Annotated in this window: 11 protein-coding genes; 8 read left to right on the top strand and 3 right to left on the bottom strand. The window is 69.4% G+C overall.

The features are described from left to right. Nucleotides 1–210: 210 nt before the first annotated feature. Nucleotides 211–2184 carry an acetate--CoA ligase gene (gene acs / locus AB0K18_RS33870; RefSeq protein ID WP_364922637.1) on the bottom strand — a complete coding sequence of 658 codons (1974 nt, stop codon included), beginning with the start codon at nucleotides 2182–2184 and terminating at the stop codon, nucleotides 211–213. Nucleotides 2185–2601: 417 nt separating this feature from the next. Between acs and AB0K18_RS33865 the strand changes: the two genes are divergently transcribed. From AB0K18_RS33865 to AB0K18_RS33845, 5 genes are all read left to right on the top strand, one after another. Further along, entirely contained in the window at nucleotides 2602–3381 is a 780-nt protein-coding gene (locus AB0K18_RS33865; RefSeq protein WP_364922634.1) for an oxidoreductase, read from the top strand. Between the two features lie 775 nt (nucleotides 3382–4156). After that, nucleotides 4157–5200, top strand: a complete 1044-nt coding sequence (gene ssd / locus AB0K18_RS33860) for a septum site-determining protein Ssd (protein ID WP_364922631.1) — start codon at nucleotides 4157–4159, stop codon at nucleotides 5198–5200. Next, the gene (locus AB0K18_RS33855; protein ID WP_364922628.1) at nucleotides 5197–6426 is read left to right on the top strand and encodes a TadA family conjugal transfer-associated ATPase; all 1230 of its coding nucleotides are present in this window, start codon (nucleotides 5197–5199) and stop codon (nucleotides 6424–6426) included. Before ssd ends, AB0K18_RS33855 begins: the two co-directional genes overlap by 4 nt. Continuing rightward, nucleotides 6423–7136: a type II secretion system F family protein gene (locus AB0K18_RS33850; RefSeq protein ID WP_364922625.1), complete on the top strand. Its 714-nt coding sequence runs from the start codon at nucleotides 6423–6425 to the stop codon at nucleotides 7134–7136. Before AB0K18_RS33855 ends, AB0K18_RS33850 begins: the two co-directional genes overlap by 4 nt. Nucleotides 7137–7160: 24 nt before the next feature. Further along, the gene (locus AB0K18_RS33845) at nucleotides 7161–7919 is read left to right on the top strand and encodes a type II secretion system F family protein (RefSeq protein ID WP_364922623.1); all 759 of its coding nucleotides are present in this window, start codon (nucleotides 7161–7163) and stop codon (nucleotides 7917–7919) included. 96 nt (nucleotides 7920–8015) lie between these two features. Here the strand turns inward: AB0K18_RS33845 and AB0K18_RS33840 are convergent, their stop codons facing one another. Continuing rightward, nucleotides 8016–8747 (bottom strand): tyrosine-protein phosphatase, encoded by a 732-nt coding sequence (locus tag AB0K18_RS33840; protein ID WP_364922621.1) that lies wholly within the window; start codon nucleotides 8745–8747, stop codon nucleotides 8016–8018. Nucleotides 8748–8825: 78 nt separating this feature from the next. After that, nucleotides 8826–9197 carry a VOC family protein gene (locus AB0K18_RS33835; protein ID WP_364922619.1) on the bottom strand — a complete coding sequence of 124 codons (372 nt, stop codon included), beginning with the start codon at nucleotides 9195–9197 and terminating at the stop codon, nucleotides 8826–8828. Between the two features lie 644 nt (nucleotides 9198–9841). On the opposite strand from AB0K18_RS33835, the gene AB0K18_RS33830 reads away from it, so the two are divergent. From AB0K18_RS33830 to AB0K18_RS33820, 3 genes are read left to right on the top strand one after another with little or no spacing between them, the layout of a single operon-like run. Continuing rightward, on the top strand, nucleotides 9842–10969 hold the full coding sequence (locus AB0K18_RS33830; protein WP_364922617.1) for a tyrosine-type recombinase/integrase: 1128 nt from the start codon (nucleotides 9842–9844) through the stop codon (nucleotides 10967–10969). Further along, nucleotides 10966–13500 (top strand): site-specific integrase, encoded by a 2535-nt coding sequence (locus AB0K18_RS33825; protein WP_364922614.1) that lies wholly within the window; start codon nucleotides 10966–10968, stop codon nucleotides 13498–13500. The genes AB0K18_RS33830 and AB0K18_RS33825 overlap by 4 nt, the downstream gene beginning before the upstream one ends. 50 nt (nucleotides 13501–13550) lie before the next feature. Continuing rightward, the gene (locus AB0K18_RS33820) at nucleotides 13551–14093 is read left to right on the top strand and encodes a DUF6262 family protein (protein WP_364922612.1); all 543 of its coding nucleotides are present in this window, start codon (nucleotides 13551–13553) and stop codon (nucleotides 14091–14093) included. The last annotated feature ends 1 nt before the right edge of the window (nucleotide 14094 follow it).

The raw sequence follows: 14094 nt of genomic DNA, 5'->3' as shown, positions 1-14094 counted from the left end.
CGTACGGACCGCCAGGCGTCGCCGAACACGCCGGGGAACTTACCGAGCACGAGTCCACTCCCAGAACTACCTGATCGGACAAGATAGCGCTTCGGGTTACCGGCTCGCGGCCGCGGGGGTTCGTCCGCTTACCCGGCGAAACTCTGGCGAAACGGCGACGGCCGCCCCCTTCGATGCCGGGAGCGGCCGTCTGTGGTGGATCTCGGAAGGTCAGTCCTCCGACTTGGCGGAGGGGAGCTTCTCCGAGATGAGGTTCATCACCGTGCTGTCGGCCAGCGTGGTGACGTCGCCGATGCTGCGGTTCTCGGCCACGTCGCGAAGCAGGCGCCGCATGATCTTGCCGGACCTGGTCTTGGGCAGCTCGGGCACCACCAGGATCTGGCGCGGCTTGGCGATCGGGCCGAGCGTCTTGGCGACGTGGTTGCGCAGCTCGGCCGCGATGTCGTCGCCCTCCTCCGCCGTGCCGCGCAGGATCACGAACGCCACGATGGCCTGGCCGGTCACCGGGTCGGTCGCGCCGACCACCGCCGCCTCGGCCACCTTCGGGTGGCTGACCAGCGCGCTCTCCACCTCGGTGGTGGAGATGTTGTGGCCGGAGACGAGCATGACGTCGTCGACGCGGCCGAGCAGCCACAGATCGCCGTCGTCGTCCTTCTTGGCGCCGTCGCCGGGGAAGTACATGCCGTCGAAGCGGCTCCAGTACGTGTCGATGTAGCGCTGGTCGTCGCCCCAGATCGTGCGGAGCATCGACGGCCACGGGTCGCGCACCACGAGGAAGCCGCCGCCGCCGTTGGGCACGCTGTTGCCCTGGTCGTCCACCACGTCGGCGGTGATGCCCGGCAGCGGGCGCATCGCGGCGCCGGGCTTGGCGGCCGTGACGCCGGGGAGCGGGCTGATCATGATGGCGCCGGTCTCGGTCTGCCACCAGGTGTCCACGACGGGGCAGCGGTCCTGGCCGATGTGCTGCCGGTACCAGACGTACGCCTCGGGGTTGATCGGCTCGCCCACGGAGCCCAGGACGCGCAGGCTGGACATGTCGTACTTGGCGGGGATGTCGTCTCCCCACTTCATGAACGTCCTGATCGCCGTCGGCGCCGTGTAGAGAATCGTGATCTTGTACTTCTGCACGATCTCCCAGAACCGGCCCCGGTGCGGGGTGTCGGGCGTGCCCTCGTAGATGACGCTGGTGGCGCCGTTGGCGAGCGGGCCGTACACGATGTAGCTGTGGCCGGTCACCCAGCCGATGTCGGCCGTGCACCAGTAGATGTCGGTCTCCGGCTTGAGGTCGAAGACGGCGTGGTGGGTGTAGGCCGTCTGCGTGAGGTAGCCGCCGGTCGTGTGCAGGATGCCCTTGGGGCGGCCGGTGGTGCCGCTGGTGTAGAGGATGTAGAGGGGGTCCTCGGCGTCGAGCGGCCGCGCCTCGTGCTGGTCGCTCTGGCGGTCGACAAGGTCGTGCCACCAGATGTCCTTCTCGCCGGTGGCGACCTCCTGGCCGGTCCGGCGTACGACGACGACGTGCTCCACCTGCGGGCACTCCGCGACCGCCTCGTCCACCGTCGGCTTGAGCGCCGACGGCTTGCCCCTGCGGTAGCCGCCGTCGGCCGTGATGACCACCTTGGCGTCGGCGTCGTCGATGCGGCTCTTGAGCGCCGTGGCGGAGAACCCGCCGAACACCACCGAGTGGATCGCCCCGATGCGGGCGCAGGCCAGCATCGCGATCGGCAGCTCGGGGATCATCGGCATGTAGATGGCCACCCGGTCGCCCTTGCCGACGCCCAGCTCCTGCAGCGCGTTCGCGGCCTTGCTGACCTCGTTCTTCAGGTCGCTGTAGGTCAGCGTGCGGGTGTCGCCCTCGGGCTCGCCCTCCCAGTGGTAGGCGACCTTGTCGCCGCGGCCCTCCTCGACATGGCGGTCCACGCAGTTGTAGGCGACGTTCAGCTCACCGCCCACGAACCACTTCGCGAACGGGGGGTTCCACTCAAGCGTCTTGTCCCACCTCTTGGCCCAGGTGAGCCGATCGGCCGCGCCCTCCCAGAACGCGAGGCGATCCGCCGCGGCCTCGCCGTACGCGGCTTCGGTCACGTTCGCGGCCGCCGCCAGGTCAGCCGGCGGTTCGAACCGGCGGTTCTCCTGCAGCAGGTTGGACAGCGCCTGGGTCTCGTTACCAGCGGTCTCCGGGGCCACCTCGTGCTCCTTCTATGGCCAGAATGGATAGGTTCGTGTCCCACTTCACCAGCTCACGGCCTCCGTACACAAGAGGTCTAGACAGGTCTGTACCGACGTGCGCGGCGGGTGCCGGGGTTATCTGCGCGGATGACAACAGCAATTGAAACGTTGTCATCCTGAAATCTTCACAATGTGCGTACGGGGGAATGGGCATGCTTTATGGGCCCCCCTCGCGGGGGTTTATGGGGTGGCGGACAACGGTGCGGGCGCGGGGCCTGGAATGGGGGGAGCGCCGCTCGTGAGCGCCGTCGCGCGGCGCCGGCGGGCCTTTCCGCGGGCCGTCCGACCTTCCCATGGCCCTACCGTACGCAACCGGATCGCGCCGCGAACCACCGGGTGCCGTGCCGGTCCTTACTCGCGGGTAAGGTCGGGTGCGTGAGTGACCCCTTGGCCGTCATCGCGCAATTTCCCGGCGTTCCCGAGGCGGTGGACGAGGCCCGGCAGGCCGTGGACCGGCTCTACCGGCATCGCGTTCTGCGCCGTGCCAGCCCGGCGGTGTCCGCGGAGTCGTCCCTGCGCGGCGCCCGTGCGTCGGCCGCCATCGAGGGCACCGACGTGGCCCTCGACGCGCTGCGCCGCGACGAGGTGCACGACCCGCTGGTCCAGGGCGCGTTGCGGGCGTCGGCCGAGATGGGACGGCTCGGGCCGACGTGGCGCAAGGCGCCCAGGCAGGTGCTCGCGCGCCTGCACACCGTCGCCGCGGCCGGTCTGACCGCGCAGGCGAGCCTCGGACGTCCCCGGTCCTCCGACGAGGCTCCCGACCCGCTCTCGCTGGGTCCCGCGCCGGGTGCGGCCGACACCGCGACCCGGATGGAGAGCCTGCTCGCCCTGCTCGAACGCCCCACGAAGGCGCCCGCGATCGTCCTCGCCGCCGTCGTGCACGGGGAGCTGGCGGTGCTGCGCCCCTTCGGCTCGGCCGACGGGGTCGTCGCGCGGGCGGCAGGGCGGCTGACCCTGGTCGAGTACGGGCTGGACCCCAAGTCGCTGGTGGCGGTCGAAGTGGGGCATCTGGAGTCGGACTACGCCGAGGCACTCAGGGCGTACCTGACCGGTACCCCGGAGGGCGTGGCGACCTGGGTACAACACTGTGCCTCTGCGGTAACCCTGGGCGCCAGAGAGACGACTGCAATCTGTGAGGCCCTGCAGCGGGGCTGAGGGAGGCTCGCACATAGCTGACGGCGTCCCTGTCACGAGACGCCGTCTGCCGGTGCATCGCACCGGGTTACCAAGCGTGCACCTCAATCCGTCGGAGCGGGTCAAGCCCGTCACGACGCGCCTCCCGCGGCTGGTCGCACGTGGGTACCCGGTCGATGCACCCGGACAAGGTGGTCCGTAACACCGTTCTATGTCGAATCCGCGCTGATGGGAACCCCTGCGGGCAAGACCTTTACCCGATCATGAGCCTGTCCCCTCATATCGTCACTCTGCGTGACCGTCTTTATGTGATCGTTATGGTCGGAGGAAAAAACTTGGCGGAAATGCGAGATTGCTCCTCGACGAAACTCGAGTCGATCGGGCAGCATACGGAGGTATCGCCCGAAACTGGAGCGCTCTTGCTCGGGATGGCTTTGCGAGTCCCTTGCCAGGTTCCGGTCTGGTGATGAAAGCTTTCTTCTGAAACGGGACCGGCTCTACCCCCCCGGAGCCGGACCGATCAGGCGACCCCCGCTCTCCCCCCCGGCGGGGGTCGCCCCTTTTCCCCACCTCCCGCGCCTAGCCGCGCGCTCGATGGCGCCGTCTACGCCGAGCCGTCCCGCCCGCGATGGCGCTGCCGCGCCGAGCCGCTCGGTGCCCGACGTGAGTTGCGCGGTTGTCCACAGGGGTCAGGTCTCGTTCGTTGCTCATCCCCAGAACCGCGTTCGGGCCCTCGCCGCCCAGCCCCGCTCGGCCAAGCTCGGACCTCCACTCGCCAGCCGCAGGGAGGCCCACCATGCATCGCCCCTTGGTCATCACCGAAGACCACGCTCTGCTCGACGACCTCGTCCGCATAGCGGCCGCCGCCGGTGCCCAGCTCGACGTGGCCCACGCCCCCGCCCACGCCCGCCCGTTCTGGAACCTGGCACCGCTCATCGCCATCGGCGCCGACCAGGCGGAGGCCGTGGCCGCCACCTCACCCCCGTCCCGTGACCAGGTCCTCCTGGTCACCAGAGACCCGGACGACCCGGACACGTGGCGAAAATGCGTGGCCGTGGGCGCCCAGACCGTCCTCACGCTGCCCACCGACGAGCGCAGGCTGGTCGACCGCCTGGCCGACGCGATGGAGCCCGACCCGAGATCGGGTTCGACCATCTGCGTGATCGGCGGCAGAGGCGGCGCGGGAGCCAGCGTCCTGGCCGCCTGCCTGGCATTGAGGGCTTCGGCCGACCACCTCCGCACCCTCCTCGTGGACGCCGACCCACTCGGCGGCGGCATAGACGCCCTCCTGGGTCATGAGGAGGCGAAGGGCTCACGCTGGGGCGACCTGGTGGCGAGGGAGGGACGCATCAGCTCCAGCGCCCTGCAGGCAGCACTTCCCGCGTTCGGCGACCTGGCCGTGCTCTCCTTTCACAGGGGCGATGTCGCCCCGATCCCCGCACAGGCCATGCGCTCAGTCCTCGAAGCGGGCCGCCGCGGCTTCGACCTCGTGGTCGTCGACCTGCCAAGACATCTCGACCCCGCCGCGATAGAGGCCCTCACCAGGGCGAAGACGACTTTGGCGGTGGCGCCGGCCGACGTACGCGGCATCCTGTCCACCGTCCAGGTGCTCACCGAGGTGCGCAAGCACACTCTCGACGTCCGAGCGATCCTCCGTCCTGGAGTGCTGGACGACGACCTGGCCATGTCCTCCCTGGGCATTCCGTCCGCCGGCAACCTCCCCGACCAGCCCAGGCTCACCGCCACCCTCAACCGCGGCGAACTTCCCAGGCTGGGCCCCCGCACCGTACTCGGCGCCCTGTGCACGTCCCTCCTCCGCGACCTGCTCCCGGCGACATGACCGCCACCCCTGTCACGGCGGCCGTCTCTCCCGAGTTGGTGGAGGCCGTCCGCGTACGCCTGGCCAGAACCGGCGTCGAGCCGACCGCGGCCCAGGTGGCGGTGGCGCTGAGGGCGGAGAGGGCGGTCTACGGAGACGCCGAGATCCTGGCCGTGGCCCGAGCCCTGTGCGCGGATCTGATCGGCGCGGGCCCCCTGGAGCCGCTGCTGGCCCGCCCCGATGTGACGGACGTCCTGGTCAACGGCCCTAGGGAGGTCTGGGTGGACGACGGCACGGGCCTGCGCCGCACGTCGGTGACGTTCGCCGACGACGGAGCCGTACGCCGCCTGGCCCAGCGCCTCGCCACCGCGGCCGGCAGACGCCTCGACGACGCCTCCCCGTACGTCGACGCCCGCCTGCCGGCAGGAGTGCGCCTCCATGCCGTACTCCCACCGGTGGCCCCAGGAGGCACCTGCATCTCCCTCCGTCTCCCGCCCCGCCGCACCTTCGCCCTGACCGACCTCGTCCAAGCCGGCACCATCACCCCACCCGCCCTCCCGGTCCTGACCGCCATGGTCACCGCGAGACTCGCCTTCCTGATCTCGGGCGGCACAGGAACAGGCAAGACAACGTTGCTGTCCGCCCTGCTCTCCCTGGCCGACCAGCGCGAACGCCTCCTCCTGGTGGAGGACTCCGCCGAGCTGCGCCCCCTCCACCCCCACGTCGTACGCCTCGAAACCCGCCCACCCAACCTGGAAGGCGCCGGCGAGGTGAACCTCCGCGACCTCGTCAGGCAGGCACTGCGCATGCGCCCCGACCGCCTGGTCGTAGGCGAGGTGAGAGGCGCGGAAGTGGTGGACCTGCTGGCCGCGCTCAACACCGGCCACGAGGGCGGCTGCGGCACGCTGCACGCCAACACCGCGGCCGACGTCCCCCCACGCCTGGAGGCATTGGGCTGCGCAGCGGGCCTGACCAGGGAAGCCGTCCACAGCCAGCTGTCCGCCGCCCTGGACGCCGTCATCCACCTGATCCGAGACCGAAGAACCGGCAGCAGACGCATAGCCCAGGTCTGCCTCCTGACCAGAGCCTCAACCGGCCTGGTGGAGGCGATCCCAGCCCTGACCTTCACCCCCCAAGGCACCACCCACCCGGGCCCCGCCTACGAGGCCCTCGCCCACCGCATCACCTACAGCCCACCGCTCGATCCCTCGCCACCCAGCGCAGCCGCCCCGAGTAGCCACCCATGACCAGCGCCCTGATAGCCGCGTTGTCCACAGCCTGCGCCCTATGGCTGTGGACAACGCCTTCCACTCCCACAACCCGCCTCACGAAACTGGTGACCTCCAGCCACTCCCCAAGCCACCCTCGGCCCTCACTGTCAAGACTCTTCGCCCGCCCCAGCCCCACCCGCCAAGCCGAAGCCTGGCGCAAGGCATCGATCGAGCTCTGCCAATCCCTGTCAGCGGAACTCTCCGCCGGCCGAACCCCGGCCGAATCGATGGCCCGAGCCCTGACCGCAGTGGACTTCCCTGACCAAGCCCTCCTCCGCCCCGTCCTGGCAGCCGCACGAGACGGCGGCGACGTCTCCACAGCCCTGAGGACGGCCGCTCCACCCCAGGGCGGCGAGGGCCTGCACCAGTTGGCGGCCTGCTGGGAGGTGGGCACCACGGTGGGCGCGGGCATGGCCGCCCTGATCGACCGAGTCGCACAGACGCTGAGAGCCGCCCAAGCCCACCGCCAGGACGTCGCCGCCCAACTGGCAGGCCCCCGCACCACGGCCAGGATGCTCGCCGTCCTCCCAGCCCTCGGCCTCCTCATGGCCGCCGCCCTGAACATGCATCCTCTGAGCTTCTTGTTCGGCAGCATCCCCGGCCTCATGTGCCTGACAGCCGGCGTGGCCCTCGACGTCTGCGGCCTGTGGTGGACCAACCGCATGGCCACCCGAGCCCAATCCTGACCCGGCCCCCGATCGGACCCCGCGATGCTCCACCTGCTGTCAGCCCTGTGCGCCGGCATGGCCGCCTGGCTCTGGTTCTCCCCGAGAACCCCGGCGGACCGCCTCACCCGCCTGCGCCCACCGAAAGAACCACCCGAAGAGCGTCATCCGGCCCCCAGCCGGCTGGAACCGGTCACCCACCGACTCACGAGGCGAACGATCCTCACCGCAGCATGCACAGGCCTGCTCGCCGTACTCCTCATCGGCGGCACCCCAGGACTGATCACCGGCGTCCTCCTGACCCCCGCGACAGCGTTCTACCTCCACCGCCGAACCCCACCCGACTCCCAGGACGACCAGCGCAGAATCGCCGCCGACCTCCCCTTCGCCGCCGACCTCATGACCGCGTGCCTCCGGGCAGGACGCCCGGTGAGCACCGCCACCGAGACGGCCGCCACGGCCATAGGCGGCCCACTGGGCGAGCGCCTGACGTGGGCGAGCACCCGGCTACGCCTGGGCGCCGACCCAGAACCGACCTGGGCCTACCTGGCCAAGGACCCGTCCATGGGCCACCTGTCGAGAGCCATGAGCCGAGCGGCACAAACGGGCGCCCCCGTGGCCGACGTACTGACCCGCCTGGCCGACGACGCCAGAGAAGAATCAAGAGCAGCCGCAGTCGCCGCCGCGAGAAGCGTCGGCGTGAAAGCAGTGGCCCCGCTGGGCCTGTGCTTCCTACCGGCGTTCGTCTTGCTGGGAATCATCCCGGTAGTGGCGGGTCTGGCGTCGACCATCATCATCCCGTAGCCACTCACTACATAAGCCGAGCCATGGGCCCTGCACCATGCATCATCAGCGCTGTGTACTAGGGAGCCGAAGGACAAGAAGGCCAGCTCATCAGTCCTATGTAGCCGGCACCTGAAGCAGGCGTGCACGAAGCTCGGCTACATCTACATCTGTCAGCCCAGCCGCCCGCAATTGCTTCTCCAGCTCCAACCCGTCCAGCGCCCCAAGAAGGGCATCCTGAGCAGTCGTGCCCTTACGGGCGAGAATGCGGCGAATCTCATCGGTCTGATCCGCAACCCCTAGGGCTCGAAACAAGGGAGGCAACCGGCCCGCGCTCAACGCGTAGTCGTCGGCGATGTCATCGGGCGAGACCCCGGCCAGCGCCAACACCAGCATGACGACGAGTCCGGTCCGATCCCGCCCAAGCCCGCAGTGCACGAGCACCCCACCAGGCCGAGCCCGCGCCACGGCCGCGACGGCCTCCGCGCAGAACCGGGCCTTCTGCTCGATGAAGACCCGGTAGTAGAGCGGAGAACCATCGAGCTCGTTCTCCCAGATCTGGTTCCAGAACACGGTGTCGGCGGAGTCGTCCAACGGCACGTGGACGGTCGTCACCTCGTCAGGTCGAGGGCATGCGTCACCCCGGCGCTCATCGTCGTTCCGCAGATCGACCACGGTCCGAACCCCGTGCTCGACGAGCGCCCGCCATTCCGCCGCCGTAAGCCGCTCAGGATTATCCGACCGAACCAGGGCTCCCGTACGTACGGAGCCGCCCCCACTCACGGCGATTCCGCCGAGGTCCCGTACGTTGAAGCACCCTTCCCATTCGAGATGCCGCCGCTCGACCACATAACCTCCAGGGCATCGCGAACATTCGCGGCGAACCGGCCTTATCCGTCACCGCTACTCATTGAGACAGCGCCGGCCCTACCTTGGTTCGTCATTTTCGGGACGCCGATCATCCGCCATGCCGCCGAAGGCGATCTCGTTCCCTTCCAGGTCCTCGTAGATGACCTTGGTCACGCCGTTCTCGTACGTCTCCCGCTTGACGGGCTCGATGCCGCGCCGAGTGATCGCCGCGACCCGTTCCCGCAGGTCCTCGACGAACGACACCACCAGCGCGTTCCCGGCCCGTTCCGGGTCTTGGACGATGTAGACGTACCGATGCTCGGCAAGCTCCCACACGGCCTCGACGTCGTTCGGGATGAACGACGGCTTCTCCCCGAACAACTGCTCGTACCACCGCGACGCCGCCTGGTAGTCGCGGACGGGGATGCCGGCGAACAGATCAAGGGCCATGTCGTCCTCCACATGCAGTCGCGTGCCGCCACCGAAGTAGACCCGTGCCCCGCCGAAAACTCATCGCCACGAGCCCAGCGCAGGGATTGGACGAGCCGGGACCAGGGACGAGGCGGCCGGCAACCCACGGACAGAACCCGCTCATCCACAGACCACCACCTCTCCAACAGGCTCATCCACAGAACCGCGTTCGGGCCACCGCCCGCCACCCCGCCTCCGCCACCCTTTGAACCCCCGCCGGACAACCTCCGGCCCTCAACACCTGGAGGCACGATGCCAAGTCCCGTCACCACGCCAGACGACATCAAAGCCACCCCAGAGCAGTCCAAGCGCGCGTGTGACGCCCGACCCCAGCAACCAGCCACAACACCAGACCGAGCCCCTGAGTCTTCTCCGACCCGTCGGGCGAGAGGTCCCTGGCCGCGCGTCGACAAGTGGCTCCATTACGCGGCCGTCAACCGCGAACGAGGCATGTCCACAGCCGAATACGCAGTAGGCACGATCGTTATCTTTGGTGACTCTCAGTCGTACGGCAAGTACTTCAAGTAGTGTGGGCGGCTACTTGGCGCACAGTATCTGGGGGTCCGTACGGCATGTTGGGCAGGTCAGGTGCACCCGAGCGGCGCTACCGGGCTGAACGAGCGGTGGCCGCCGATGAGTCGGTGTCGTGGGTGGTGGTCGACGAGGACCTCGAGTTGCATGTCGAGGCGTGCGCGTACCTGGCGGGGCTGCGCGGAGCGGGCCGGGCGTTCAACACCGAGAAGACCTACGCGGGCCGGATCGCTTTGTACTTGTCGTACTGCACGGGGTACGGGATGGATTGGTCGAGGCCGAGCCTGCCGCAGCTGATGGCGATGATGCGGTGGCTGGTGGACGAGCCGATGCCGTCGCGATCACGCAAACCGGGTGCCGCGGTGCGGTATCGCAGCGAGGGCACCGCGAACGCGATCATGGGGACCGTTGGAGAGTTCCTGTCGTGGTGCAGCCTGCAGGGGTGGGTGCCGCCGACGGTGGTCAACACGCTTACTCAGCCGAAGTTCCTGCGCTACCTGCCGGCGGGATTTGATCCGGGTGAGGACGGTCAGCACCGCACGATCATGGCCCGCACGATCAAGTACAGGGTCGCAATCCCGGGCTATGAGTGGCTGACGGATGAGGAGATCGAGGTGCTGCTCGGCCTGGCCCGGCACGACCGCGACAGATTCCTCATCCAGCTCCTTTCGCAGAGCGGCATGCGGATTGGTGAAGCGCTCGGGCTGCGCCGCGAGGACATGCACCTGCTGCCCGATTCTCGGGTGCTGGGCTGCCGGCACGAGGGGCCGCACGTTCATGTTCGGCGGCGGGTCAACGCCAACGGCGCGTTCGCCAAGGCCCGGCAGCCCCGGGCGATCCCGGTGGACGAGGTCACGATCGAGCTCTATGCGCACTACCAGTTCGAGCGGGCCGAGGTCACCGGCGACATCGGGGACGACGGGGACATGGTGTTCGTGAACCTGTTCCACGTGCCGCTGGGCAAGGCCATGTCGTACGGGACAGCCTATGAGTTGTTTTGCCGCCTGGCCAAGCAGGCCGGATTCCGGGCCCGGCCGCACATGCTTCGCCACTCGGCAATTACCAGGCTCCGGCGGGCCGGGGTGGATCGCCGGGTCGTGCAGGAGATCGCCGGTCACGTCTCGGTGACTTCGCAGGACCCGTACTCCCATGTAACCGACTCCGACAAGCGCGAGGCCGTGGAGATGGTGGCGGCCAAGAGAAGGCAGTCCCGTTCGTGAGCGGCCCGGGCGATGTGCTCGCCTTCCCCTCGCCGGACGACGAGCCGGACGGGCGCGGGCCGGTTCGGGGAGCACTGGCACCGGCGCAGGCCGAAATTTGGACCGCGTGGTTGTCGGCGAATACGCCCTCCCCCTGGCGGGTTGGGGAGTGGAATGCGGCCACGTGGCTGTTCACCGGCGATGTCGAGAACCGTTCCACGGTCGCCTACCGCTGCACGGTGGCGGCCTGCGATCGGATCTCGCGCACTCAGGCCCTGTGTGACCTGTGTGAGAAGGCGTTCCGGAAGTCGGAGCTGGCGCTGGAGGAGTTCCGGGACGGCTTCGTCCCGGACCGCAACCGGGTGATCGATGGCGGGGCCAGGCCCTGCATCGTGGCGGGCTGCCCGCGGGACGGGGCGTTGTGGGGGTTGTGCACCGCGCATGGGTCACTGCGGCACAAGGACATGATGCGCAAGCGGCCCGGCGCCGAGGACCTTCAGGCGTGGGTCGCCGCCGCGGCCCCCTACGACCCGCTTCCGGCGTGTCTGGTCGGCGGCTGCGTGCGTGATGGGCGGCCGGGCTCGGGAATCTGCGACCTGCACACCCGGCGGCTGAAGGCGGACGGCCTGGAGGTGGCGGACGCGGCCTGGCTTGACCGGCAGGCGCCGTTCCTGATCGTAAACCAGTTCTCCCTGGCGCCGCTGGAGCCGGTGGTGCGCGCAGAGTTGCTGTTCGCGCTGGCCGCCCGGGATGAGCGGGGGCAGCGGCTGGACCCGACCGCAGTCCGCCAGTCGGTCGCGGTGCTGGTCCGGCATCAGGTCGCCGCGATCGCGGCGGTTCAGTTGGGCGCGCTGCCGGCCCGGGCCACGGCGAACGTCGACGCGCTGTTGCGGGAGACGTTCCGGGTGGTGGGTGCGGCGTTCGACCGGTTCCGCGGGGTGGATCCGGCCACGCGGCTGACCTTGGACTTGGTCGATCTCGGGGCCCGGGGCAGGCACGGCAGGCCTACCGCCCGGCCCGGCGATCTGGACATCTCGATGATCCGGCAGGTCTGGCTGCGGGACATCCTGGTGGCCTGGATCAGCGAGGCCAAGCCCACGACCAGCGAGGTCCGCCGGGCGCACAAGGCGGTGCAGACCGCAGCCCGGGCGCTGGACGTGCGCACCGGCGGCGGGCTGGACCCCGCGGCGCTGCGGTTCGCCGACATGACCGCGGTCGTAGCGGGCTTTGCGAACCTCCTGCGCGCCGATGGCCAGGAGATGAGCCAGAAGAACAAAGCCAGCCTGCTGTCGATGTGGTTCAAGGTGCTGGACTGGGGCCGGCTCACCGAGCGGCTGGACGGCATGGCCGCCTCCTTTGCCCGGCATTCCAGCCACGTCATCAAACAGGTCCAGGTTAACGAGGACGAGATCGGCAGGGCGATCCCGGAGTCGGTGATCGCCCAGCTGGACGCGCACACCGACCTGCTGGGCGCGGACATCGCCCACGGGCGGCTCTCGGCCGAGCAGGTCCACGCGATGGCGGTGGCGATCTATGAGCTGCTGCGCGACACCGGCCGCCGCCCCGCCGAGATCGCACAGCTGGAGGTCGACTGCCTGGAGCGGGACGGGGAGAACTGGCAGCTGCGCTGGGACAACAGCAAGGGACAGCGCAAGGGGCGGCGGTTGCCGATCCCTCTGGAGACGGCGACCACCATCCATACCTGGCTGGCCGTCCGGCAGGCGATCGCATTGCCGTCCGGTTGCGAGGGGTTCCTGTTCCCGCCGGCCGGAGAGTTCGGGGAGGTCCGGCATCTGACCTCCGAGCAGATCTCACCGATCATCCGGGCCTTCGCCGATGCGGTTCCACGGCTGCTAGCCGAGGAGTTCGGCCCCGACGGGCGGCCGCTGCCGTTCGACCGGTCGCTCATCTTCCCCTACGCGTTCCGCCATTCTTACGCCCAGCGACACGCTGACGCCGGGGTGCCGATCGACGTGCTGCGCGACCTTATGGATCATCGATCGACGCAGACCACGGCCGGGTACTACACCGTCTCCCTCAAACGGAAGCGGGAAGCGGTGGAAATCGCCGGCCGTCACGGCTTCGACCGCGCCGGTCGTGCTCGGCCGACCCGTTCGGGCACCGCCTATGAGGCGCAATCAGTGGCGGTGCCCTACGGACGCTGCACCGAGCCCGCCAACGTCAGAGCCGGAGGAGGCGCCTGCGCGATCCGTTTCCAGTGCGCCGCCTGCGCGTTCTTCCGCGCCGACGCGACCTATCTGCCGGAGATGGAGCAGCATGTCACGCGGTTGCGGGCCGATCGGGAGCGGGCGCTGGCGATGGACGTCGACGAGTACGTGATCGCAAACTTCGACGCCAACATCAAGGCGATGAGCAGGATCGTCGGCATCGCTCGGGACAAGCTGGAGGCGCTGCCCGAAGAGGAACGGGCCGAGCTGCTCGCGGCCGCCGATGCGTTGCGCATCGTCCGGGCCCAGCAGGCCGGCAGCGTCACCGAGCGCGGGGTCACCGATCTGGGCATGCCCGGACGGCGCGGGCGGGAAAGCGCGTGAGCCAGAGGTCACCGGGAAGGGCGCCGGGCGCCGGGCGCACCCCCGGCGACGTGCTGCGTGAGGTTCGCCGCAAGGACAGCCAGGTCAAACGCGGCAAGGTGCTGGCCACGCTGGAGGAGCTGAAGGCATGCGGGGAGCCGATCACGTTCCGGGCTGTCGCCGTGGCGGCCCGGGTGTCGATCTCGTTGGTCTACTCCCCGGGCGTTCGTGAGCACATCGAGACCGCGATCGCCGGGCAGGCCAAAGCGGCCCGGCGCGCCACCGCGACCGGGACCAGCGCCTCGGCCGCGTCCCTGGCCTGCGACCTGGAACTGGCCCGCGCGCAGATCAAGCAGCTGCGCGCGGAGCGAGACAAGCTCAAGGCCGCCGTCCAGCGCGGTCTGGGGACGGCACTGGCGAGTGCCGGCAGCCGGGAACTGACGGAGCGGATCAACGAGCTGCTGGCCCAGGTCGAACGCCTGTCCACCGAGCGCGACGCCGCGCTGGCGGAGAACGCGCGGCTGAAGGCCACGCTGACCGAGACCGAAGACAACCTGACCGCCGCCCGGACTGCGTTGAAAGACCTGATGAAGGAGGTCAACCGTGATCGCTGAC

Origin of the sequence: Nonomuraea sp. NPDC049421, from assembly GCF_040677005.1 — a bacterium.
Classification (GTDB): Bacteria; Actinomycetota; Actinomycetes; order Streptosporangiales; family Streptosporangiaceae; genus Nonomuraea; species Nonomuraea salmonea.
The sequence above is the reverse complement of the archived record's forward strand: the minus strand, read 5'-3'. Positions and strand labels throughout refer to the sequence as shown.

Coding starts and splice junctions, on each gene's coding strand:
- ssd (WP_364922631.1), top strand. CDS start 4,157: ATGCATCGCCCCTTGGTCATCACCGAAGACCACGCTCTGCTCGACGAC.
- AB0K18_RS33855 (WP_364922628.1), top strand. CDS start 5,197: ATGACCGCCACCCCTGTCACGGCGGCCGTCTCTCCCGAGTTGGTGGAG.
- AB0K18_RS33850 (WP_364922625.1), top strand. CDS start 6,423: ATGACCAGCGCCCTGATAGCCGCGTTGTCCACAGCCTGCGCCCTATGG.
- AB0K18_RS33845 (WP_364922623.1), top strand. CDS start 7,161: ATGCTCCACCTGCTGTCAGCCCTGTGCGCCGGCATGGCCGCCTGGCTC.
- AB0K18_RS33835 (WP_364922619.1), bottom strand. CDS start 9,197: ATGGCCCTTGATCTGTTCGCCGGCATCCCCGTCCGCGACTACCAGGCG.